Origin of the sequence: Desulfobaculum bizertense DSM 18034 (genome assembly GCF_900167065.1) — a bacterium.
Lineage (GTDB): Bacteria > Desulfobacterota > Desulfovibrionia > Desulfovibrionales > Desulfovibrionaceae > Desulfobaculum > Desulfobaculum bizertense.
Genome location: NZ_FUYA01000010.1, coordinates 65,529 through 87,862, shown reverse-complemented (window position 1 = coordinate 87,862; position 22,334 = coordinate 65,529). Strand labels below are relative to the sequence as shown.

General features: G+C 53.5%; 22 protein-coding genes and 1 other RNA gene. 10 read left to right on the top strand and 13 right to left on the bottom strand.

The window, feature by feature from the left end; translation table 11 throughout:
- Positions 1-31: 31 nt before the first annotated feature.
- On the top strand, positions 32-880 hold the full coding sequence (locus tag B5D23_RS13075) for a 4-hydroxybenzoate octaprenyltransferase (protein ID WP_078685893.1): 849 nt from the start codon (positions 32-34) through the stop codon (positions 878-880).
- Positions 881-1,435: 555 nt separating this feature from the next.
- On the opposite strand, the gene B5D23_RS13065 is transcribed toward B5D23_RS13075, so the two are convergent.
- The 13 genes from B5D23_RS13065 to B5D23_RS13005 all read right to left on the bottom strand — a co-directional run bounded on the left by B5D23_RS13065 (position 1,436) and on the right by B5D23_RS13005 (position 13,345).
- Positions 1,436-1,864 (bottom strand): F0F1 ATP synthase subunit epsilon, encoded by a 429-nt coding sequence (locus B5D23_RS13065; protein ID WP_078685891.1) that lies wholly within the window; start codon positions 1,862-1,864, stop codon positions 1,436-1,438.
- A 23-nt stretch (positions 1,865-1,887) separates the two neighbouring features.
- Positions 1,888-3,303, bottom strand: a complete 1,416-nt coding sequence (gene atpD / locus B5D23_RS13060) for a F0F1 ATP synthase subunit beta (protein WP_078685890.1) — start codon at positions 3,301-3,303, stop codon at positions 1,888-1,890.
- An 18-nt stretch (positions 3,304-3,321) separates the two neighbouring features.
- Positions 3,322-4,203, bottom strand: a complete 882-nt coding sequence (locus B5D23_RS13055; RefSeq protein ID WP_078685889.1) for a F0F1 ATP synthase subunit gamma — start codon at positions 4,201-4,203, stop codon at positions 3,322-3,324.
- 17 nt (positions 4,204-4,220) lie between these two features.
- Positions 4,221-5,729 (bottom strand): F0F1 ATP synthase subunit alpha, encoded by a 1,509-nt coding sequence (gene atpA / locus B5D23_RS13050; RefSeq protein WP_078685888.1) that lies wholly within the window; start codon positions 5,727-5,729, stop codon positions 4,221-4,223.
- 4 nt (positions 5,730-5,733) lie between these two features.
- Entirely contained in the window at positions 5,734-6,285 is a 552-nt protein-coding gene (locus B5D23_RS13045) for a F0F1 ATP synthase subunit delta (RefSeq protein WP_078685887.1), read from the bottom strand.
- The gene (atpF, locus tag B5D23_RS13040; protein WP_078685947.1) at positions 6,282-6,851 is read right to left on the bottom strand and encodes a F0F1 ATP synthase subunit B; all 570 of its coding nucleotides are present in this window, start codon (positions 6,849-6,851) and stop codon (positions 6,282-6,284) included. Before atpF ends, B5D23_RS13045 begins: the two co-directional genes overlap by 4 nt.
- 85 nt (positions 6,852-6,936) lie before the next feature.
- Positions 6,937-7,353, bottom strand: a complete 417-nt coding sequence (locus B5D23_RS13035) for a F0F1 ATP synthase subunit B (protein ID WP_078685886.1) — start codon at positions 7,351-7,353, stop codon at positions 6,937-6,939.
- 201 nt (positions 7,354-7,554) lie between these two features.
- The gene (locus B5D23_RS13030) at positions 7,555-7,929 is read right to left on the bottom strand and encodes a bactofilin family protein (protein ID WP_078685946.1); all 375 of its coding nucleotides are present in this window, start codon (positions 7,927-7,929) and stop codon (positions 7,555-7,557) included.
- Positions 7,930-8,004: 75 nt separating this feature from the next.
- Positions 8,005-9,120: a rod shape-determining protein RodA gene (rodA, locus tag B5D23_RS13025; protein ID WP_078685885.1), complete on the bottom strand. Its 1,116-nt coding sequence runs from the start codon at positions 9,118-9,120 to the stop codon at positions 8,005-8,007.
- Positions 9,117-10,904 carry a penicillin-binding protein 2 gene (mrdA, locus tag B5D23_RS13020; protein WP_078685884.1) on the bottom strand — a complete coding sequence of 596 codons (1,788 nt, stop codon included), beginning with the start codon at positions 10,902-10,904 and terminating at the stop codon, positions 9,117-9,119. Before mrdA ends, rodA begins: the two co-directional genes overlap by 4 nt.
- Positions 10,888-11,352: a hypothetical protein gene (locus B5D23_RS13015; protein WP_078685883.1), complete on the bottom strand. Its 465-nt coding sequence runs from the start codon at positions 11,350-11,352 to the stop codon at positions 10,888-10,890. Before B5D23_RS13015 ends, mrdA begins: the two co-directional genes overlap by 17 nt.
- A gap of 12 nt (positions 11,353-11,364) precedes the next feature.
- Positions 11,365-12,144: a rod shape-determining protein MreC gene (gene mreC / locus B5D23_RS13010; protein ID WP_078685882.1), complete on the bottom strand. Its 780-nt coding sequence runs from the start codon at positions 12,142-12,144 to the stop codon at positions 11,365-11,367.
- 160 nt (positions 12,145-12,304) lie between these two features.
- On the bottom strand, positions 12,305-13,345 hold the full coding sequence (locus B5D23_RS13005) for a rod shape-determining protein (RefSeq protein ID WP_078685881.1): 1,041 nt from the start codon (positions 13,343-13,345) through the stop codon (positions 12,305-12,307).
- 144 nt (positions 13,346-13,489) lie between these two features.
- Between B5D23_RS13005 and B5D23_RS13000 the strand changes: the two genes are divergently transcribed.
- From B5D23_RS13000 to B5D23_RS12955, 9 genes are all read left to right on the top strand, one after another.
- Positions 13,490-14,452 carry a tRNA modification radical SAM protein MnmL/YtqA gene (locus tag B5D23_RS13000; protein WP_078685880.1) on the top strand — a complete coding sequence of 321 codons (963 nt, stop codon included), beginning with the start codon at positions 13,490-13,492 and terminating at the stop codon, positions 14,450-14,452.
- Positions 14,449-14,946 carry a methylated-DNA--[protein]-cysteine S-methyltransferase gene (locus B5D23_RS12995; protein WP_078685879.1) on the top strand — a complete coding sequence of 166 codons (498 nt, stop codon included), beginning with the start codon at positions 14,449-14,451 and terminating at the stop codon, positions 14,944-14,946. Before B5D23_RS13000 ends, B5D23_RS12995 begins: the two co-directional genes overlap by 4 nt.
- 182 nt (positions 14,947-15,128) lie before the next feature.
- Positions 15,129-16,508, top strand: a complete 1,380-nt coding sequence (gene glmU, locus B5D23_RS12990; RefSeq protein ID WP_078685878.1) for a bifunctional UDP-N-acetylglucosamine diphosphorylase/glucosamine-1-phosphate N-acetyltransferase GlmU — start codon at positions 15,129-15,131, stop codon at positions 16,506-16,508.
- Between the two features lie 44 nt (positions 16,509-16,552).
- Entirely contained in the window at positions 16,553-16,783 is a 231-nt protein-coding gene (locus tag B5D23_RS12985) for a cell division protein ZapB (RefSeq protein ID WP_078685877.1), read from the top strand.
- 9 nt (positions 16,784-16,792) lie between these two features.
- Positions 16,793-17,059 (top strand): cell division protein ZapA, encoded by a 267-nt coding sequence (gene zapA / locus B5D23_RS12980; protein ID WP_078685876.1) that lies wholly within the window; start codon positions 16,793-16,795, stop codon positions 17,057-17,059.
- A 21-nt stretch (positions 17,060-17,080) separates the two neighbouring features.
- Positions 17,081-17,260, top strand: a non-coding RNA gene (gene ssrS, locus B5D23_RS12975) — 6S RNA.
- A 260-nt stretch (positions 17,261-17,520) separates the two neighbouring features.
- Positions 17,521-19,134 (top strand): ribonuclease Y, encoded by a 1,614-nt coding sequence (rny, locus tag B5D23_RS12970; protein ID WP_078685875.1) that lies wholly within the window; start codon positions 17,521-17,523, stop codon positions 19,132-19,134.
- 613 nt (positions 19,135-19,747) lie between these two features.
- Positions 19,748-20,215 (top strand): cytochrome c family protein, encoded by a 468-nt coding sequence (locus tag B5D23_RS12960; RefSeq protein ID WP_078685945.1) that lies wholly within the window; start codon positions 19,748-19,750, stop codon positions 20,213-20,215.
- A gap of 12 nt (positions 20,216-20,227) precedes the next feature.
- A complete protein-coding gene (locus B5D23_RS12955; RefSeq protein ID WP_078685873.1) occupies positions 20,228-22,249 on the top strand; it encodes a methyl-accepting chemotaxis protein in 2,022 nt (673 codons plus the stop codon).
- Positions 22,250-22,334: the final 85 nt, after the last annotated feature.

Sequence of the window (22,334 nt, the reverse complement as noted above, 5' to 3'; positions counted from 1 at the left end):
GGGCATACCGGAATATAATAGTGAGGCTCAGATGAAAAAGTTTCTCGCACTCTGCCGAATGGTCAAAATTGAGCACTCAATTTTCGCCCTTCCATTCGCCTTCACCGGAACCTTCCTCGCCGCCAAAGGCTGGCCCGGCTTCCGCGTTTTCCTTCTCCTCACCATCGGCATGGTTGCCATTCGCTCCTTTGCAATGGGCTTTAACCGTCTCGCCGACCTCAAAATCGACGCAAAAAATCCGCGCACGCAGAAGCGCCCACTCGTCACAGGCGAAATCAGCATCAAAGAAACCGCACTCTTCCTCACCGGAACGGCCATCATCTTTGTCCTCGCCTGTGCAGGCATGAACACCCTCTGCCTCAAGCTCTCCCCCATCGCCCTCTTTGTCTGCGCTGGCTACAGCTACACCAAGCGGTTTACCTATCTCTGTCACTACTGGCTCGGCGCTGTCCTCGGACTCGCTCCCATCGCAGGCTGGCTCGCCTATGACCCAACATTCACCCTCTCCGCCATCCTCTTCTTCTTTGGCGTTACCTTTTGGGTCGCGGGCTTTGACATCCTCTACTCATGCCAGGACATCGCCTTTGACCGCGCCAACAAGCTGAACTCCATCCCCGCGCACTTCGGCCTCGCTACCGCCCTGACTCTGAGCTCCTTCAGCCACATCATGACCTCCATCTTTTTCCTCCTCGCAGGCTGGGCTGCGCAGGTCGGTGTCTGGTTCTACCCCGTTTGGGCTGTCGTCGCCCTTATCCTCGTCTTTGAGCACCTCCTCATCTCAGAAGATGACATGTCACGCGTGAACGTCGCATTCTTCACACTTAACGGCGTTATCTCCGTTATCTTCTTCCTCGGCGTCCTCGCGAGTATTTATTATTAGGCCTGCCCCAGCCCGCAATGGCTGGATGGGCGGCTGGAAAAATTGGGAGCCTGCCCCAGCGCGTTAGCGCTGGATGGGTGGGTGGGGGAAGATTGGGGGCCAGCCCCCAAACCCCCGCGTAAGGGAATGATTCCCTTACGTATCCTCATCGAGTTTAAAAGCCGTGCAAGCTTCGCTTGCACGGCTTTTAAACTTGTTGGGGCTAGCGTCGAGAGCCTCTTTCTCTTTCCCGTGCGTTACCACCATTTTCTTTTTGAACGCTTGCGTTCAAAAAGAAAGGAATGGAGCGCAAAAAAAACGAACGCACAGGGTGCCCACTAGCTCAAAAAATAGGGCTGATGGAGAGGAAAGCACAGCTTTCATCCCATTCAGCCCTGTTTTTTTTGAGCGAAAGCGGGATTCCCAAGGGCCTCGTCCTTGGGCGGGGTCAAGGGGCAGCGCCCCTTGCAGAGCACGAGACAGCGTCTCGTAGTCCCCCCCCACCTGGTGCCATAAAAAAAGCCGGAAGCTGCGAGAGCTTCCGGCTTTGGAGATCGACGGGTTACGCGTGCGAGCTTAGAGCTGGCAGGTACCGGCACTCTGAGCGCGTTCACGGCACGAGATGCGGGCCATAGAACGGGCGAGGGAGCCTTGTACGCGGGCGTAGTCCATTTTTTCCTGTCGTTTGTCGAGTCTCACCTGAGCGCGTTCACGGGCCTTTTGGGCGCGATCGACGTCAATCTCAGCGGCGAGTTCAGCGACTTCGGCGAGGATGGTTACTTTATTGTTGGAGATTTCAGCGAAACCTCCGGCGACGAACACATAAAAGAGTTTGCCACCTTCTTTGTAGTACAGACTTCCGACTTTCAGAGCTGAGAGAAAGGGGATGTGGTTAGCCATAATACCGAACTCACCTTCGTAGCCCGGGGCGCCCACATACTCGACTTCTTTACTCAGCACGAGTCTGTCGGGAGTGACGATTTCAAGATGCAACGTATTGGCCATAGCTAGCTCCTGTAGATGAGGACTTAGGCCTCAGCAGCCTGACGAGCCTTAGCCTTTTCAACCGCCGTTTCGATAGAGGCGACCATGTAGAAGTCGTTTTCATTCATATCGTCGTGCTTACCATCGAGGATTTCGCGGAAGCCGCGGATGGTATCCTCAAGTTTCACGTACACGCCAGGGAAGCCGGTGAAGACTTCAGCAACGTGGAAGGGCTGTGAAAGGAAGCGCTGGATTTTACGAGCACGTGCAACGATGAGTTTGTCATCGTCGGAGAGTTCGTCCATACCCAGAATAGCGATGATGTCCTGAAGGTCCTTGTATTTCTGCAGGATCTGCTGGACAGCACGAGCGGTCTGATAGTGCTCCTCACCGAGGACGTTGGGGTCCAGAATACGGGAGGTGGAGTCAAGGGGGTCAACCGCGGGGTAGATACCAAGCTCAGCGATCTGACGGGACAGAACGAGAGTACCGTCAAGGTGCGAGAAGGTCGTAGCTGGTGCGGGGTCAGTCAGGTCGTCAGCGGGGACGTAAACAGCCTGAACAGACGTAATGGAACCCTTGTTCGTGGAGGTAATACGTTCCTGCAGTCCACCGAGGTCAGTACCCAGCGTAGGCTGGTAACCAACAGCGGAAGGCATACGGCCGAGAAGTGCGGACACTTCGGAGCCAGCCTGTGTGAAACGGAAGATGTTATCAATAAAGAGCAGCACGTCCTGGCCTTCTTCGTCACGGAAGTACTCTGCACAAGTCAGAGCGGTCAGAGCGACACGGGCACGGGCTCCCGGAGGTTCGTTCATCTGTCCGTAGACGAGGGCGGCTTTCTCGAGAACGCCAGCTTCTTTCATTTCGTTGTAGAGGTCATTACCCTCACGAGTACGCTCACCAACACCAGCGAACACGGAGATACCACCGTGCTGCTTAGCGATGTTGTTGATCATCTCCATCAGGATAACGGTCTTACCAACACCAGCGCCACCGAAGAGGCCCATCTTACCACCCTTGGGGAAGGGGATAAGCAGGTCAACGACCTTGATGCCGGTTTCGAGCACTTCGATGTCAGTGCTCTGTTCGGTAAAGCTCGGGGCTGCACGGTGAATAGGAAGTTTCTTTTCGCACTTCACTTCACCGAGTTCGTCCTGAGGTGCACCGACAACGTTCATGATACGACCAAGGGAGCCGGAACCAACCGGGACACAAATAGGTGCGCCGGTGTTTTCGACTTCCATACCGCGCTGGAGGCCTTCGGTGGCGTCCATAGCGATACAACGGCAGACGTTATCACCCAGGTGCTGGGAGACTTCGACTACCAACTCAGGTGCATCAGAGTTGTTCGGATTCTTAATATTCAGAGCGGTCAGGATATTTGGCAGCTGACCCGCCGGGAACTCGACGTCGACGACGGCGCCGATAACCTGAACGATTTTTCCGTTGGCACTCATAGCAATTATGCTCCCTTATTATCCATTCAGCGCTTCTGCGCCACTGACAATGTCCATAAGGTCAGATGTAATCGAAGCCTGACGAGTCTTGTTGTAGACGAGGGTCAGATTTTCGACGAGATCGTCGCAAGCCTTGGTAGCGTTGTCCATTGCGGCCATACGCGCTGCATGTTCAGAAGCAGAGGTATCCAGCATTCCGCGGTAGAGCTGCACCTTGATAAAACGCGGCAGCAGCTCGGCCAAAAGGCCACCCACCTCGGGTTCGTAGATATATTCTGCATTGGACTGAGCGGGTTCAGCCTCTTCGGACTTTTCTTCCGGGGCAATGGGCAGAACTTCCAAAGCGATTGGGTCCTGCCGCGCCATGTTTATGAACTTGCCGTAGACGACAGTGACTTCGTCCAACTCACCAGCCAAGTAAGCTTTGATAACGTCCATGCCAACGTTGTTGGCGAGACCGAAATCATAGTGACTCATTGCATCGGGGAGACTCATAACTGCTTCGTATTCGGATTTCCGAACAGCTTCGCAGCCTTTTTTACCAACGCAATAGAACTTGACTGTTTTACCTTCCGCAGTTTTCTGAGCAGCGAGCTTCAGGCCCATACGAATCATATGGGAGTTAAAGCTACCACAAAGTCCACGATCGGAAGTAATGAGGACGATGGCCGAAGTCTTGATTTCCTCGCGAACCTCAAGGAGCGGATGGTCAGAGCCATCTGCACCGGAAGCGAGGTCACCAAGCATCTCGTAGAACTTATCCGCATAAGGGCGGAACCGTTCAATGCGATCCTGAGCGGAGCGCATTTTCGCCGAGGCCACCATATTCATGGCCTTGGTGATCTGCTTGGTTTTCTTGACTCCTTTGATCTTCAGTTCGACATCCTTGAGTGAAGGCATGTCACGACCTCCTCAAGTTAAGCCTGAAAGCCCTTCTTAAACTCTTCGATAGCAGCACGCAGACGAGCATCAAGGTCGTCGTCAATGCGAGCCTTGGTGCGAATGTCTTCAAGGACATCAGCCTTGGAGTTGCGCATGAAATCAAAGAACTCAACTTCACAACGCTGAACGTCTTCGACAGCGATGTCGTCCATAAGGCCACGGGTGGCCATGAACATGGAAGCGACCTGTTCTTCAACCGGCTGCGGCTTGTACTGAGGCTGCTTCAGAAGTTCAACCAGACGAGCACCACGGTTCAGCTTCTGCTGGGTGCCTTTGTCGAGGTCGGAGCCAAACTGTGCGAATGCAGCGAGTTCACGGTACTGAGCCATATCGAGGCGCATGGTACCGGCAACCTGCTTCATTGCCTTAATCTGTGCGGAGCCACCAACTCGGGAAACCGAGAGGCCAACGTTAATAGCTGGGCGGACACCTGCGTTAAACAGGTTAGGCTCGAGGTAAACCTGACCATCAGTAATGGAAATTACGTTGGTCGGGATGTATGCGGAAACGTCGCCAGCCTGAGTTTCAATGATCGGCAGAGCGGTCATGGAACCAGCGCCAAGCTCGTCACTCACTTTTGCTGCACGTTCGAGCAAACGGGAGTGAAGGTAGAAGACGTCACCGGGGAATGCTTCACGTCCCGGTGGGCGGCGAAGCAACAGTGCCATCTGGCGATATGCGGTAGCCTGCTTGGAAAGGTCATCGTAGATGATGAGGCAGTGCTTACCGTTATCACGGTAAAATTCACCCATCGTTGCGCCAGTGTATGCGGCAATGTACTGCAGCGGTGCAGGATCAGATGCAGTAGCAGAAACGATGGTGGTGTATTCCAGTGCGCCGTGCTTGCGAAGAACATCAGCAACCAGAGCAACAGAAGCTTTCTTCTGGCCGATTGCAACGTAGATGCAGTGCACGTCGGAGTTTTTCTGGGCCAGGATGGCGTCCAGACAAACTGCGGTTTTACCGGTCTGACGGTCACCAATGATAAGCTCACGCTGACCACGGCCGATTGGCGTCATAGCGTCAATAGCCTTCAGGCCTGTGTACATTGGTTCGTGGACGGACTTACGGGCAATGATGCCAGGAGCCTTCAGCTCAACCGGACGAGTTTCTGTAGCTTCGATCGGTCCAAGACCGTCGATCGGCTCGCCCAGAGGGTTGATGACTCGGCCCATGACTGCGTCACCAACAGGCACAGAGAAGATCTTGCCGGTACGCTTGACCGGGTCGCCTTCCTTGATGTTGGTGTCGGGACCCAGAAGAGCAACACCGACGTTGTCTTCTTCGAGGTTCAGTGTCATGCCCATGAGGCCACCGGGGAACTCCAAAAGTTCCATGGCCATGGCATTTTCTACACCATGAACGCGGGCGATACCGTCACCCACGTAGAGGACCGTTCCGGTCTCGGTCATCTCCACTTTGGATTCGTAATTTTGGATCGAATCCTCAATGATTTTACTGATTTCCTCAGCTTTGATCTGCATGGCCCTACTCACCCCTTTTGATCTGTTCTTTCATACCGTGAAGCTGAGCACGCAAGCTCGCGTCCATAACCTTGTCACCGACTGTCAAAACAACACCACCGAGGATGGTCTTGTCTGTCTCAAAGTCCAGAACGAGCTCCTTGCCCAATTGCTTGGCCAGGCTCTTTCGAACGTCAGTCTGTTTGGCTTTGTCCAGCTTGATTGCAGTGGTCAGTTCCCCACGGACGACGCCCTGAGCCTCATCCAGCAGAACTCCGTAGTAGGATTCAATTTCTGGCATAACAGAAAGACGTTCTTTGTCTGCCAGCAAAAAGAGGAAGTTCCTCGTGGTTGGCTTGGGATTCAGTTTAGAGAGAATCTTTTCAACGATGGCTTTTTTCTCATCCACAGTGAAAAGAGGATTCTTGAAGAGCCGAAGCAACTCAGGAGTCTCTCTCACTACTTTAGCGAAAGCAGCCAAGTCCTTGCCATACGCCTTGATTTCCGCATCACCCTTCTGCTGTCCGATGGAAAACAGCGCCCGGGCATATCTGCGGGCTATGATGTCAGCAATCAATTGAGCACCACCCTCTTTAATGAATCGTCGATCAGCTTGGTCTGCTCCTTGGCATTCAGCTTCTTGGTAAGGAGCTCTTCCGCAGCCTCAACGACAAGCTCGGCAACCTCAGCGCGCACCTGCTTCACAGCGGCACGGCGCTCCTGGTCGGCAGAAAGCTTGGCCTGAGCAAGGATCTTCTCCGCGCTCTGGTTGGCTTCCTCAATGATGGAAGCCTTCAGCTTTTCGCCCTGGGCCTGGAACTCAGCCACAATGGCCTCTCGTTCCTGCTTGATGTTGGCAATACTCGTTTCGACCTCAGCAAGCTGTTTCTCGGCCTCTTCGCGACGTTCGGCCAAGTCAACGAGCTGAGTCTCAATGTTTTTGCGACGCCCGCTAAGAGTGTCGACAATTTTACTGCCGGCAAACTTCCAGATAATACCGGCAAACAGGATAAAGTTGACGACACGAAACAGAAAATCTTTCCAGTTCAGTCCGTGCGCGCCGCCGGCCTCAGACGCATAAGCGACCGAGGATACCGCTAACACGAGCAGTAATGCCGGCACAATTCGTTTGAGCCCTTTCAACGCGAAACCCTCCTTTCCATCCAGTTCTGTGGCTTGAGCAAAAGACGAGAAAGGCGAAACCATCGGGTTTCACCTCTACGCGTAACTAGCCAAGCACCTTCGCGACAACATTGTTCGCCAAGCCGCTGACCTGCCCTTTGAGCTGAACCATGCACTCCTTGGCTTCAGCTGCCACGGCTTCGCGTTCTGTCTTCATCTGGGCCGCAGCTTTTTGTGTGGCAGCACCCACGATGCTCTGCTCTTCTTTAACGCCTTCATCACGAAGACCATTTCGAATCTCAACGCCAGAATGCCGGGCAGCGTCAAGCTGCGCAGAGTATTTTTCGAGCTTGCCAGTAGCGGCAGCCGAAAAACCTTCTGCGTCCTTAACATACCCTTCCATTCTCTCGTTGCGTTTCTTGATGATCTCCCGAATGGGGCGAATGAGAAGAAAATTAAGCACGACCAATGTGACCACGAAGTTCACTAACTGAATAAAAAATGTGATATCGAGATCGATCATACGCGCCCTCTTGGAGGTTGTGAATTATTGAGCAAAGTCAATCGGGCTTTATCTAATTTAGACAAGTCTGTCAAAACTTTTTTCTAATATGCCGTATTCATTAAGGCAGTCCCGAAGCGCATAAACGGGGAAAAAGAAGAGACAAGAAAAGCCCGCGGAGCCTTGCTCCGTGCGGGACAAAGAGAGAGGCAATCGAAAAACCTATGCTCCGGCAGAGAACTCGATGACGTCTGCCGACTGTTCAGACTTTTTGGTTCCCATCTGAATCTGTCCCTCAAGCACGGCACCTTCTTCCATAACCAGCTTGGGAGACGAAAGCTGACCCTCAAGATATGCAGTCTTGTGCAGGGTCGTTTTTCCAGAAGCAGTGACCGTTCCAGTGACCCGGCCGCTCACGATGAGCTGACCAACACTGATGGTCCCTTCAACAAGAGCTTCTTTCCCAATGACAAGAGTCCCTTCGGACTCTATCTCACCCTTGAACGCACCATCTATGCGCACAGAGCCTTTGAACTCCAACCGGCCCTCGTAGGAGGTCCCGGCACCAAGAAATGCATTTATTTCATCACGCGCCATTTCTTCACCTCTGTTATGCGAGAGCTTTTGCGGCAGAAGTTTCCGAAAAGTAGAACCCATATACCTGCTGTTCCTTTAGGCACGCTTGAAGACAAACCTGCGCATGGAAACGTTAAGAACAAGTCCAATGAGACTCAAATTAACGACTGTAGCGCTTCCCCCGTAACTGATAAACGGAAGGGGGATACCAACTACAGGCATTAGCCCGAGGACCATGCCCATATTGATGAGTATCTGCCAGAAAAAATAAAAGAAAACACCGGCGGCAAGGAAGCTCCCAAAACGGTCTTTCGCTTCATGCGCCGTCACATAAATCTGATACAGGAAGAGACAAAAAAGGGAAAGGAGAATAATACAGCCAACAAAGCCCCACTCTTCTCCAAAGACGGCGATTGCAAAGTCCGTGTGCTTCTCCGGCAAGAAGCGAAGCTGACTCTGTGTACCGCTCAGATAGCCCTTTCCCCAGAGCTGTCCTGAACCGATGGCTATCTGTGACTGAATGATGTGATAGCCCGCTCCAAGGGGGTCACTTCCCGGATTTATGAAAGTCATAATCCTCTGCTTCTGATAATCATGCAAAAAGAACCATGAAAGCGGAAGCAAAACAGGAATACTCACAAGCAGTGTCTTGAATACACCTTTCTGAATGCCTCGATACAGAATCATTCCACCGAGCAACAACAGTACAGAAAGGCCAGAGCCAAGGTCGGGCTGGATTATTACCAGTCCTGCGGGGATCATACCCACACCTACAACAGCAAAAAGCCGAAGCCAGTTGAGCGGATTCTGCCCCTTGGAGAGCATTTTCGCGCCAACAAGCAGCATGGAAATCTTTGCAATTTCACTTGGCTGGAGGTTAAAAAAGCCCAAATCAAGCCAGCGGCGCGCTCCATAAATGGTTTTGCCAAAGATAGGAACACAAAGCAGTAATACAACGGTCACCCAAAACACTGGCCACGCGACGGTCTTGAGGTGCCTGTAGTCAAAAACCATGCACACCAGCATCACGCCAAAGCCCATCATGCCCCAGAGGAACTGCTTCTTAAAGTAGGAGTACACCGCAAGTCCGTCTTCAGACCGAAAACCGCTTGCGGAATAGAGGTTTAGCACCCCTACAGCAAAAAGCAACAGGGTAAGGGCAAGAAGTGACCAATTCACATGATATAAAAGCCGTCTGTCTATTGGGGTCATTGTTTTTTTCCAAAGAGATAATCGTAGACACCTTTCAGAATAGGCCCGGCAGCAGAGCCGCCATGACCACCATGCTCAACCATGCAGGCCGCCACGTAGGACTTGCCATCCTTTTGGCCAAAGGACACAAGCCACGCGTGATCGCGCTCTTCATAGGGCATCTCTTCCAGTTTTCTTCGCTTGTTGCCCTTTTTGAGTTTCAGGCTCACGACCTGAGCAGTACCTGTCTTGCCGCCCATCACGGCATCACGGCGTTTCAGACGTCGCGCCGTACCGTTATTGACGGTCTTTACCATTGCCTCAACGAGCAGCTCTCGCTCCTCCTTGGTCAGCGGCAGATGGCGCACCATTTCCGGGCCAGTGCCCTTGGTGAGCTGTGGCACCAGGATGTCACCACCATTCAAAAGCGAACACACAAAGCGTGCAGCCTGCAACGGCGTCACCAGCGTGTACCCCTGCCCAATGGCAAAGTTCAGGTTCTCACCGCCCTGCCAGCCCCGTCCAAAGCGCTTGCGCTTCCACTCCCGTGTCGGGATAAGTCCAGAGCGTTCATGAGGCAGAGAAATCCCGGTCTTTTCACCAAAGCCGCAGGCCTTGGTAAACGAACTCATCTTGTCGATGCCAAGACGGTTTCCCATTTCGTAAAAATACACGTCGCAGGAATGCTGAAGCGCCTCGACAAAGTTTTCCTTCCCATGTCCCCAGTGTCGCCAGCAGCGAAAACGGCGGCGCCCCAGATCATAGTAGCCTGGGCAGTAGACTTTCTCCTTGGGATCAATCCCATAGGACAAAATCGCTGCACCTGTGGCCAGCTTAAAAATGGACCCCGGAGGATATGCGCTCTGGACAACGCGGTTCTGAAGGGGATGCAAAGGGTCATCCCGCAGACTGACCCACTGTTTTTGCGAGAGTCCTGTCACGAACCAGTTGGCATCAAAACTCGGCAGACTCACAAAGGACAGCACTTCACCTGTAAACGGCTCCATGACGACAACGGCACCAGCCTGCCCTTCCAACAGCTCCGTACAGCGCTTCTGCAAGCCTAAATCAATGGACAGCGTCAGGTCTTCACCCGCCTTGGGCAAATCCAGAAGCCGCTGGTTCAGACGGCGCCCTGTTGCATCAACTTCAAGCTGCCGCAGGCCCTTTTGCCCACGCAAGCGCTTTTCCATTGTCAGCTCAAGCCCGCCCTTGCCCACATGGTCGCCAAGGGCCAGCGTCGAATCTTTTTCAAGCTCGCCTTCGTTGGCTTCGGCCACGTAGCCAAGAACATGGGAAAGCAACGGTCCCTGAGGGTAAAAACGGCGGGGGCGAATCATGATCTCAAGCCCGGGCCAGAACAGGGCATTGGCCTCAATCAGGGCAACCTGTTCAAAGGTCAGGCTTGGGACCAGCATCATCGGCATGAAAGACTTCACACGTCGACGGCCCTTTGCATAGCGCTTGTCCAGCGCCTCGCGCGGGACACCTGTCCACGTGGACACCTGATTGAGCATGGCATCCATGTCTTTCACGTCTTCACGGACAATCCCGAGGGCATATGCAGGTTCGTTGACTGCGACCAGCTCACCGTTCCGGTCACGAATAAGCCCACGCGGCGCATGAAGAGATTCCTGCCGAAGCTGGTTGTCACGCGCCTTTTGCGCGAACTCTTCGCCCTTGTGGACCTGGAGATACCAAAAGCGCAGGGCAAAAAGGCAAAACAGTCCCCAGATCAGTGCCTGAAGAATGATGAGGCCTATTTTTGGAGGCGCCTGCCCTTCTGGTTCATAATTGCCGGTCATGGCGAACCCTGTTTTTATAAAGAATGTAAATGAGGAGCCATTCCGCAACAAAAGCTACGGACTGGACAAGCCCCTGAGAAATGAGGCGGGAACGGGAGATGGAAAGGTTCTGGAGCTGCCCCATCATTTCGAACAGGCCAACATGCCAAAGCCCCATCACGGCACCAAGCAGAATGATAAACAGGAAATTTGTGGACTCAAAAACCTTGCGCCCAAGCCAGAACAGAAACACCAGCATGGCGTACCACAAAAGGGACGAGCCAAAGGCGATGGTCGCTGTTCCTTCCAGCACCAGAATCCAGACCAGAACGAACCAGACCCCATAGCGCAGGCGCTGTTCCTGCATCATAAGCACAAGACCCGGAGCAAAAAAATCCACTCCGGGAATGAAAAACTGGCACCAGATGCACACAAAGGTAAAAAGAATCCACCACAGGACTGGATGCACGACACGCCTCCCCTAGCCCGCAGCCGGAGCTTTTTTCTTGGCTCCTGACTTCTTTTGCGGCTTTTTGGGGTCAGCAGACCCGGTCTCTTTTTGGTCCTCAGGAAGAATGCTGTCATCTTCCAGTACAGGCTCTGGCAAAAGCCGGTGAAGAATGAGTCCTTCCTCGACATTGCGCAGATCCACCAGCGGCAGGGCGCGAACATTCAGAAACAGAGAAATGTCCGAGCGTTCCACAGTCTGCACCTGCGCCACGGGCAGGCCCTTGGGGAATATCCCGGCCAGTCCGGAGGTCACAAGCGTCTCTCCGGCCCGCAGCGGTGCATTTTGAGGAATGTACCGAAGTTCCAGCGTTGAATTGTCGCCACGGCCACACAAAACGCCGCTAATGCGGCTTGAGCTGCCAATGACAGGAATTTTACTATTGATGTCGGTCAGAAGCAGAACCGTTGCAACAGTCGGCGCTGTACGCAGCACGCGACCAATGACACCGTCCGCTGTCACCAGCGGATCGTTCTGCTTGACGAGAGACGTGCGTCCACGGTCAACCATGAGGGTATCCAGCACGGCACCGGGACCAAGATGGTGTGCGATGACCCGCACACCGAGCCGGGACCACTCCACAGCCTGACCAAAAGCCATCAGCCGTCTGAGGCGGGGAGCCTCAGCGGCTTCTTCTCGGCTTTTGGCGAGCTCTTCTTTGAGCTGGGCCACAGTATCCTGCAAGGCTTTGTTCTCCTGCCGAACATCGACAAGATAGACGTAATCGTCCCAAAGCCGCACACAGGAGTCCACGACCCAGTTCCCCGGTTTCAGAACCCAGCCAACGAATTCAAGTCCCGTATATTCTGACAGCGAGTCCAGAGTCCCTGTTCGCAGATTCCACGTAAACAGGGAGAGGTACAGGCAGACAGTAACGAGAAGGGCTGCAATAAACCCTTTACGCGATCGGAAGTTAATCGATCGTTACCTCCTTGAGGACGTCCAGATTGTCCAGCGCCCGGCCCGAGCCAAGAACAACTGTAGACAGCGGGTCGTCCACAACGGTGATTGGCAGACTTGTCTCTTCACGCAAGAGCTGGTCCAGTCCCTTGAGCAGCGCACCGCCGCCCGTCAGCACAATGCCGCGGTCAACGATATCAGCAGCCAGCTCAGGCGGAGTCTGTTCCAGAGCAATACGGCAGGCCTGAACAATAGCGTCAACCTGCTCCGCGATTGCCTTGCGGACTTCATCGGAAGTAATGGTAATATTCTGGGGGATACCAGAAACAAGATCGCGGCCCTTCACGGACATTTCCACTTCGTGCGAAGACGGGTATGCGCTTCCGGCCTGAATCTTGATATTTTCTGCGGTGCTTTCACCAATCAGCATGTTATACTTGCGCTTCACATACTGCATAATGGCTTCGTCCATCTTGTCGCCGCCAACGCGGACAGACTTGGAGTAGACAATGCCAGAAAGAGAGATGACAGCGACCTCGGTGGTACCGCCACCGATGTCGACCACCATGTTGGAGGTAGGTTCTGTGATAGGGAGGTCCGCGCCGATTGCAGCAGCCATAGGCTCCTCAATCAGATAAACTTCACGTGCGCCTGCGCTTTCGGCAGATTCTTTGACGGCACGCTTTTCAACCTGCGTAATGCCCGTAGGCACGCAGATGATAATCCGGGGACGAACAAGACGCCTGCTGTTGTGGACTTTTGAAATAAAGTGCCGCAGCATGGCCTCGGTGATTTCAAAATCGGCAATAACACCATCTTTCATGGGGCGAATGGCAACGATATTTGCAGGGGTACGCCCCAGCATCATTTTTGCCTCAAGTCCTACTGCGAGAACTTTCTTTCCGCCCTTGTTGTTCTGCTTTACAGCAACAACTGATGGCTCGCGGAGCACAATGCCCTGCCCTTTGACATAGACACAGGTATTTGCTGTGCCAAGGTCAATCGCCAAATCATTTGAAAAAAATCCGAGAACCGAATCCAAGATTCTGGACATAAACACTCTCTTGGGTCAATGAATTCGTGAAGTGATGACACGCCGTAACACAAGGTTTTTGGCTCTGGTCAACACTCAGAGTTACTATACAAAGCCCTGTCCTGAGGCAAGGGCCGGACATCTAAAAATGCCCCTTGGCAAAAAATGAAACGATACCACAGTCTTTCTACATACCTGCACCGCCGCTTTGGCGGACGAGTCCAAAAGATCCCCCTCGACGCGGGCTTTTCCTGCCCCAATCGAGACGGCACACTCTCCCGCCACGGCTGCATTTTCTGCAATGAGCAGGGAGCCGGAACAGGGCTTTTTGCGCAAGGCTATTCGCTCAAACAGCAATGGGAGCGCTGGACCACGCAACTGGGACCGAAATACGGCACGAATATGTTTTTAGCATATCTGCAATCATATTCAAACACGTATGGCCCACTTGCGCGATTAAAAAATACATTTGACCAGCTTGCAGGGCTGCCGGGACTTTGCGGTGTCTGCATAGGGACGCGTCCAGACTGCCTGGACCAGGAAAAAATTCAATATCTTTCCTCACTTCCAACGCAGGAAGTTTGGCTTGATCTGGGTTTGCAGTCCAGCCACAACACCACACTTGCCCGCATAAACCGCGGGCACACGGCAGAAGATTTTGCCCGTGCCACCGAGCTTGCCAGCGAGCACGGACTCAAAGTCTGCGCTCACCTGATTATGGGACTTCCCGGTGAGGGCACGGATGAGTTTCTTGAAAGTATTACTTTTGTCAATAATCTTCCCATTGCTGGCATAAAACTGCACAACATGATTGTCTTTAAGGACACCATGCTTGAAAAGATGTGGGCAAAGGAAGAAATGCGCCTTCCTGAACTCGCTGAATATATTGAAGCTGTTGTTTTTGCTCTTGAGCAGCTCCGCCCAGAAATCGTTGTGCACCGGCTTGGTGCAGACTGCAATCTGGACGAACTTGTTGCGCCCATGTGGGCACTCAAAAAGCGGCCCATCATGAACGGCGTCAACGCCATGCTCAAGGATCTCGACAGCTGGCAGGGCAAACGTCTTGCCCCAAACAGTCCAATGCCGGAGTGGTTCCAAACGCCCCGGCCCGAGGAAAACAGGTCATGAGAACCAGACGACACGAATATCTTGCAGCAGGTCCACTCTCCCTGAGTCTGGACTGGGACAACGGCGTTCTTTTGCAGCTGCACGTTGACTGGAGCAACGGCAAACATGCCGACACCACGCTCAGTGATGCCGGACAGCGGATACAGGAGTGTCTGGAGCAGTACGTCCGGGGAGAACGCATTGAGTGGCCCCGGGTTCCACTGGCCCTGCACGACAAGACAGCTTTTCTGCAAAAGGTCTACACAACGCTGCGGGATACTGTACACTACGGCGAAACCATCAGTTATGGCGAGCTTGCAGCCCGGGCCGGTTCCCCAAAGGCATACCGGGCCATTGGCACCGCAATGGGACGCAACCCGTGGCCTGTCCTTGTGCCCTGTCACCGGGTGCTCTCCTCTTCGGGACTTGGCGGATTCTCTGCGGGACTGGACATCAAGCGACTTCTTCTTGAACTGGAAGGACACGCCCCTGCCACGGACAGACGTTTTCGCTAAAGCATCTTCGCGCTCCCAGCCCACCCCTGCATGACGCCCTGCTGAATTTTGTTTTTCAATTTGAGGGCGCATCTGCTACATGCTGCCCAGACATTTTCTCAAGGCATATAGAACAGCACTGTTTTGCCTTTCCTCCCTCATACGGGAGCATACTTCAGCCCATTCGAGCCATGAGGTCATTTATGAATACGACACGAAAAACAGGCGCCCTTGTCCTTGCCGCTGGCAAAGGCACCCGCATGAAATCCAGCAAGCCCAAAGTGCTGCACACCCTGCTTGGCGAACCCATGCTCTGGTACGTGCACCGCGCACTTGAGGTTCTCTCTCTCTCCAGCATCACAACAGTCATCGGCCACGGTGCCGATCAGGTCCGCCGCGCCTTTGCCGAGCTGACAGACGATGCCTTTGTGCTCCAGACCGAACAGCGCGGCACAGGCCACGCCCTTCAGGAGGCATGGCCAGCACTGAAAAAGCAGCAGCTCGACGCCGTGCTTGTTGCCAACGGTGACACCCCGCTCGTTCCCGCAGCCCGCCTGCGCCAGCTCGTGGAAGAATCCGAAGCCCGCAATGCGGACATTGCCTTTTTGACGATCAGTCTCGACAAGCCCGGCGCATATGGCCGCGTTATCCGTGATGAAAACGGCTTCGCCAAAGCCATTGTCGAAGCAAAGGACTTTCATCCCGAAGACCACGGCGGCGAAGTTCACGAAATCAACGCAGGCATTTACTGGCTGAACATGGAACGCGTGCCCCCCCTGCTCGGTCAGCTGAACAACAACAACGCCAGTGGTGAATTTTACATCACCGACCTCGTTGCTCTTGGCGTTCAGCAGGGTCTGACAGTCCTCGCCGTGGACGGCGGCACTGACCCCGGTCTTCTCGGCGTTAACAGCCCGGCCGAACTCGTTCGTTCCGAAGAGCTTCTTCGTGCCCAGATTGTGGACGGCCTGCTGGATTCCGGCGTTCTGGTCCACAACCCTGCCGCAGCCTTCATTGGTCCCAAAGCAGAAATCGAACCCGGCTGTGAACTTTTTGGTCCCCTTGAAATTTATGGCAAAAGTCGTATCTCTGGTGAAACCTGCGTGCAGTCCCACTGCCGTATCGACAACAGTGTGATCGGCGCAGGAAGCATCATCAAAGCTTTTACCCATCTTGAAAATGCACAGGTCGATGCATCCTGTCAGGTCGGCCCATATACCCGTCTGCGCCCAAGTGCGCACGTTTGCGACGGTGCAAAGGTCGGCAACTTTGTTGAGATGAAAAAATCAACCCTTGGAAAAGGGTCAAAGGCCAGCCACCTGACGTATCTTGGCGATGCACAGGTTGGTAAAGACGTAAACATCGGTGCAGGAACTATTACCTGCAACTATGACGGCAAGAACAAGTACACTACTGTAATCGGTGATGAATCATTCATCGGCAGCAATACATCACTTGTCGCCCCTGTGGAAATTGGAGCAAAGGCACTTGTCGGCGCAGGTTCAGTGATTACACATAACGTCAGTGAAAACTCACTGGGAATTACCCGCGCAAAACAGAAAGAACTCCCCCGCAGGAAGTAACACATTTCTTGATTTTACATTCTGAACAGGATAGAAATTGAGCTATGGATGCACTGAGCCAGCTAGAAGCCCGAATTGATTCAATTCTTGCCAAGAATCGGGTCCTTGATGAAGAAAATCGAAGACTTCGGCAAGAACTCGACCTCTCAAAAAAAGAGCTCGAAACAAAAAATCAAACCCTCCGGGACGACCTTGAACGTGAACGTGTCGCAAAACAAGACGTTCTCACCAAAATCGACGGTCTGCTGAACAAACTTCAGGCCGAAGACGAATAGCAGGATACCATGCCGAGCTATACACTTGAGGTTCTGGGGCTGGAGGTTTCATTTAAGGCAAAGGCAGACCATACCCAAGTTCTCAAAGCTAAGGAGCTTCTTGAAGAACGATACAGGGAACTGGCACAGCATGGCCGACGCCTTAGCAAAGAAAAGCTTCTGACTTTTCTTGCCCTTGGCCTGGCTGATGATCTGCTCCAGAATAGAGAGAAACTCGAAGAGCTGGACGGGAAACTCACAAGTCTCCTGTCAAAAATTGATAAAGGCGGAACCTGACGTTTTTGACGTCATGACGATATCTCCCTGGGAGGTTCGTGATTGAAGAACGATTTCTGAGCCAACATCTCAATAACGGATGCTGCTACGAGACTGCTGGTGAGCAGACCCGCCACGCGGGGAGCCTAAAGGCAGGACTGCGGTGTCCACCTGAATACTCAGGTTCAAAAGACTTCTTCAACACGGCTTTCCGGGGCTGTATATAAGTACGATAGTTCTCGGCACCACGTGATGTGTTGCGTCTTGCAGCATGCCTCACACCCCCTTTCCTTTTCGGTGCCGATACACGCTTCCGACTCTATTTCGCCCTTCCCCGCTCCACCACAAGGAGCACTCCGTCACTCGGCTCACTCAACATCTCTCCCCCAAAAATCTTCAGTTCTTCTTGCCGCAGGTAGCTTCATGCTACCCAACTGTATCGGGTCCACGGCAACCCGTATTGCATAAATAAGGAGTGAGCCATGAGCTTAGCAGTATTCTTCGCTGCTATCATTGGAATCGTGCTGGGCGCCTCCGCCGGCTATGTCCTGCACAATTATATCACCTCCAAGCGTACCGCTGGCGCAAAGGACCTCGCAGAGCGAATCCTCGACGAAGCACGCAAGGAAGGACAGGCACAGCGCAAGGAGTACATGCTCCAGGCACAGGATGAGATTCTCCGACTCAAAAAAGAGATGGAGAAGGATATAGAAGCCGACTTCAAAGACCAGGAACGTGACCTCAAAGAACAGGAAAGCGACCTGAGAGAACAGAAGCGGGAACTCAAGCAGAAAGAAACCAGAAACCAGGAAAAAGAAGAACGCCTCGACAAAAAAATCGAGACCGTTAACTCTAAAGAATCCGAACTTCTGGTCCTCGAAAAGCAGCTCTCCCAGACCGAAAGGGAACTGGAAGACCGCAGCGAAGAAATCGACGAGCTGAAAGTTCAGCACGTCCAGAAGCTGGAAGAAATCTCCGGTCTCACCGTCGACGAAGCCCGACAGCACATCCTTGATGAAGTCGAGGCTCAGACCAAGCACGAAGCCGCCAAACGCATTCGTCAGATCGAAACCGAAGCGAAAGAAACCGGCGACCGAAAAGCCCGTGAAATCCTCGCCACCGCCGTCCAGCGCTATGCTGGCGACTTCGTGAGTGAGCAGACCGTCGCTACTGTCGCGCTGCCCAGTGAGGATATGAAAGGCCGCATCATCGGTCGCGAAGGCCGGAACATCCGCGCCCTCGAAGCCGCTACCGGCGTCGACCTCATTATCGACGACACCCCGGAAACCGTCGTCCTCTCCGCCTTTAGCCCCCTGCGTCGACAGGTCGCTAAACTCGCCCTCGAACGACTCATCAGCGACGGACGGATTCACCCCGCTCGCATCGAAGACGTCGTCCGAAAAGTCGAGCAGGAAATGGACGTCAAAGTTCGCGAAATCGGTGAACAGGCTACCTTCGACGCTGGCGTCCACGGTATCCACCCCGAACTGGTCCGCCTCCTCGGGCAGCTCCAGTATCGCACCAGCTTTTCGCAGAACGTCCTTCAGCATTCCCTCGAAGTCTGCTCCCTCTGTGGCATCATGGCCGCTGAACTCGGCCTCGATGTGAAAAAAGCAAAACGGGCCGGACTGCTTCACGATATCGGCAAGGCCGTCGACCACGAAGTCGAAGGACCTCACGCCCTTATCGGTGCCGATCTGGCTAAAAAATACGGCGAAAGCAAGGAACTCGTCCACGCTATCGCTGCTCACCACGAGGATGTCGCACCAACAACGACCCTCGCGGTCCTCGTTCAGGCCGCAGACAGCCTCTCCGGCGCCAGACCCGGCGCACGTAAGGAACTGCTCGAGAACTATGTAAAACGTCTCGAAGAACTCGAAGAAATCGCAACATCATTCGACGGCGTCGACAAAGCATACGCTATCCAGGCCGGCCGCGAAATTCGCATCATGGTCGACTCCGAACGCGTCGACGACGACCGTACCTACATGCTCTGCCGCGATATCTCGAAAAAAATCGAAGACAACCTTACATACCCCGGACAAATCCGCGTTATCTGTATCCGAGAACGACGCGCTGTCGGTTATGCAAAATAACCAGCACGCTTTCACGAGTACTCAGGCCAGAAGCACAAGCTTCTGGCCTTTTTTTATTGGGGCGCCGCCCCAAACCCTGCAAGGGGCGCCGCCCCTTGACCCCGCCCAAGGACGAGGCCCTTGGGAATCCCGCTTTCGCTCAAGAAATATGGCTGAATGGGATGAAAGCTCCGCTTTCCTCTCCATCAGCCATATTTCTTGAGCTAGGGGAATTTCCCGAACGCGTGTTCTTTTGCCTTTTCCAGACCGCACTTATTCCTTTTGAACGCCGAAAGGCGTTCAAAAGGAATGGTGGCAACTCGCAGAAGAGAAAGAGCTTCTTTACGCCATTCTCACCCAAGTTTGAATTTCATTCACGCGAAGCGTGGAGGGAATTCAAACTCGATGAGGATACGTAAGGGAATCATTCCCTTACGCGGGGTCCGGGGCTGGCCCCGGTTCTCTTCCCTCCCACCCATCCAGCTCTACGCACTCCCCACCCATCCAGCCGGCCCAAAGCACCTATCATCGACGCATATCCATGCTTTTGAGATGTAAGCACGCTATTGTGTTGACAAAAAAGGGGGAGATATGGCTACAGTAAAATATGATGGATAGGGAGAGGGAGGTTCCCATGACACAGAGCAAAAAGCTTGCGCTACTTATTATCGTTTTCTGCAGCGGTTTATTCTTCCCTGCATACTCTCATGGAGGAGACACACACTATGTAGGTTCAAGGGCGTGCGCGGAGTGCCACGAGAAAGAATACGCAAACTTCACAAAGTACGCGAAGAAAGCTCATTCGGACCAGAGCGTGAAGCTGATGGCGTCGGACCTGACCAAGAAGGAGCTTGAGGGCTGCTACTCGTGCCACACAACTGGCTACGGAAAGGCGGGGGGCTTTATCAGCTACGAAGAGACACCGGAACTTGGGCACGCGGGATGCGAAGTGTGCCACGGACCCGGCGCAACGCATAGCGAAGACGGCGACCCTGAATCCATAACACTGCGCCCATCGCTCAAGAGCTGTGAAACATGCCATAGCGACGAACGAGTACGGACCTTCAACTTTAAGCCCATGCTCTTTGGTGGTGCACACTAACGGGGAGACACTATGAATTTCTATAGCAAGTCGCTCCAGCTCAAGATTCTTGTTCCGGTGTCCATAGTGACACTGCTCACGTTTATCACACTTGGCGTCACAATCTCCAAACGCCATAGACAGGCCACAGATGAAATTCTGCAACAGGCGACGACCCGCCTTTCGGCAACGCTGCTCTCGGCGATTGAAGAACCGATGCGAATTGGAGATAACGCATCGACCAAGGCGCAGCTCGTTAAAATTGCAAAAGACTACCCTGACGTTCAGGTCTACCTGACAAACTTCAGGGGGAACGTCACATACTCCACCGACCCCAAAAGCATCCGCACCCAGTTCACAGACAGCTATGCAAACGGGAAACTGACCCAGCAACTTTCTGCCAGCCTCTCACGCGGAGAAAATTCAAGCGCTCTCCACGAGTTCGCGGGGCGCCCATACTTCTCCAATATCCAGACAATTCCTAATGCCCCAGCCTGCCACCACTGCCACGGTGCGTCGCAGGCAGTACTGGGTTCCATGATCTTCCTGCAGGACGTCAGCCCGGAATTCGCAGAAATGCGTACTTCGGAAAATCTGACCCTTGGCATCTCCCTTGGCGGAGCCGTTGTTCTGCTCCTTGTGCTGCTTGGGTTTATCCGAAAAATGGTGCTGGGCAAGGTGCTGAATATCGCAGAAATCAGTAGCCGAATCCGGGATGGAGACTACGAGGCTCACTTTGAGCGAAACGGCAACGATGAACTGGCAAAACTGTCTGACAACCTGCACGATATGGTGCAAAAAGTTCAGGATCAGCTCCAGTATAGTCAGGGAATTCTGGAAGGAATCAGCACACCGCTCATTGTTACGGATAAAGAACGACGAATCACCTTTGTGAATAGCCCGATGCTCCACGCACTGGGGAAAGAGGGGCAAGACCTGACAGGCACTCCCCTGTATAATCTCATAAGCGCACAAAACGCAGACCGAAGTCACCTCGCCAAGCACTGCATAGAACAGGGAGAAAGCGATTCGGGGCTGCTCCACTTTACGCGAAATGATGGCACAGTAGTGCCTCTGCACTTCGATGTTTCACCGTTGCAGGACGCCAATGCTGAAACCGTCGGCGCAACCCTGATGATGATCGACATGAGCAGAGAAGAGAAGGCACGCGAACGAATCAGCCAGCAACAGGAAAAGCTGCTCAAAGTCGCGGCCAAAGTCACGGATGTTTCGACAACACTCAGCGGCTCTGCCCAAAAGCTGGAACACGAAATGGACGAACTGACGAGCAACGTCACCCAGACATCAAGCCAGACAGGGCAAGTCGCGACGGCAATGGAAGAAATGAATGCGACCGTTCTGGAAGTCGCAAAGAATGCCAATCAGGCCGCGGAAATTTCACAGGAAGCAAGCACGGTGGCCCAAAGCGGCGGGAAGGAAGTGGACAGGACAGTCGGCGAAACCCGGCAGGTCGCCAAAACCACACAAGAACTTGCGCAGTACCTCGAAGACCTCTCGAACAAGGCCGACAATATTGGATCAGTGATGGAGGTCATTTCTGACATTGCAGACCAGACCAACCTTCTGGCCCTCAACGCAGCCATAGAAGCGGCGCGGGCGGGAGACGCGGGCCGTGGTTTTGCTGTTGTCGCAGACGAAGTCCGCAAACTGGCCGAGAAAACCATGAACGCGACCAAGGAAGTGGATCACGCTATTGAGGCAATCCAGACGAGCACCCGGGCAGCAGTTCGGGAAATGGAAAATACCAGAGAACGCGCCGAGGGGACGGAGAAGCTCGCAGAAAATGCGGGAGATGTGCTTGAAGACATCGTGACCCGCTCAGATTCCATTGCCGACATGGTTCGCTCCATCGCAACAGCAGCAGACCAGCAGTCTTCTACCAGCGAAGAGATCAACATCAATGTCTCGACCATTAACGAGCTTACCGGAGATATTGCAGAACGCGTGGCGTCAGCAAACCGGGCAATCAAAAATGTCACCACAATGGCAGGCGAGCTTAACGAGCTTATCGAACAGTTCAAACGTACTGAGTAATCACATCACAAACAGCAACAAGGGCAGAGCATAGCGTTCTGCCCTTTTTCTCTGCCCTTCCCCCTCGCGAAAGAACGTCTTTCAT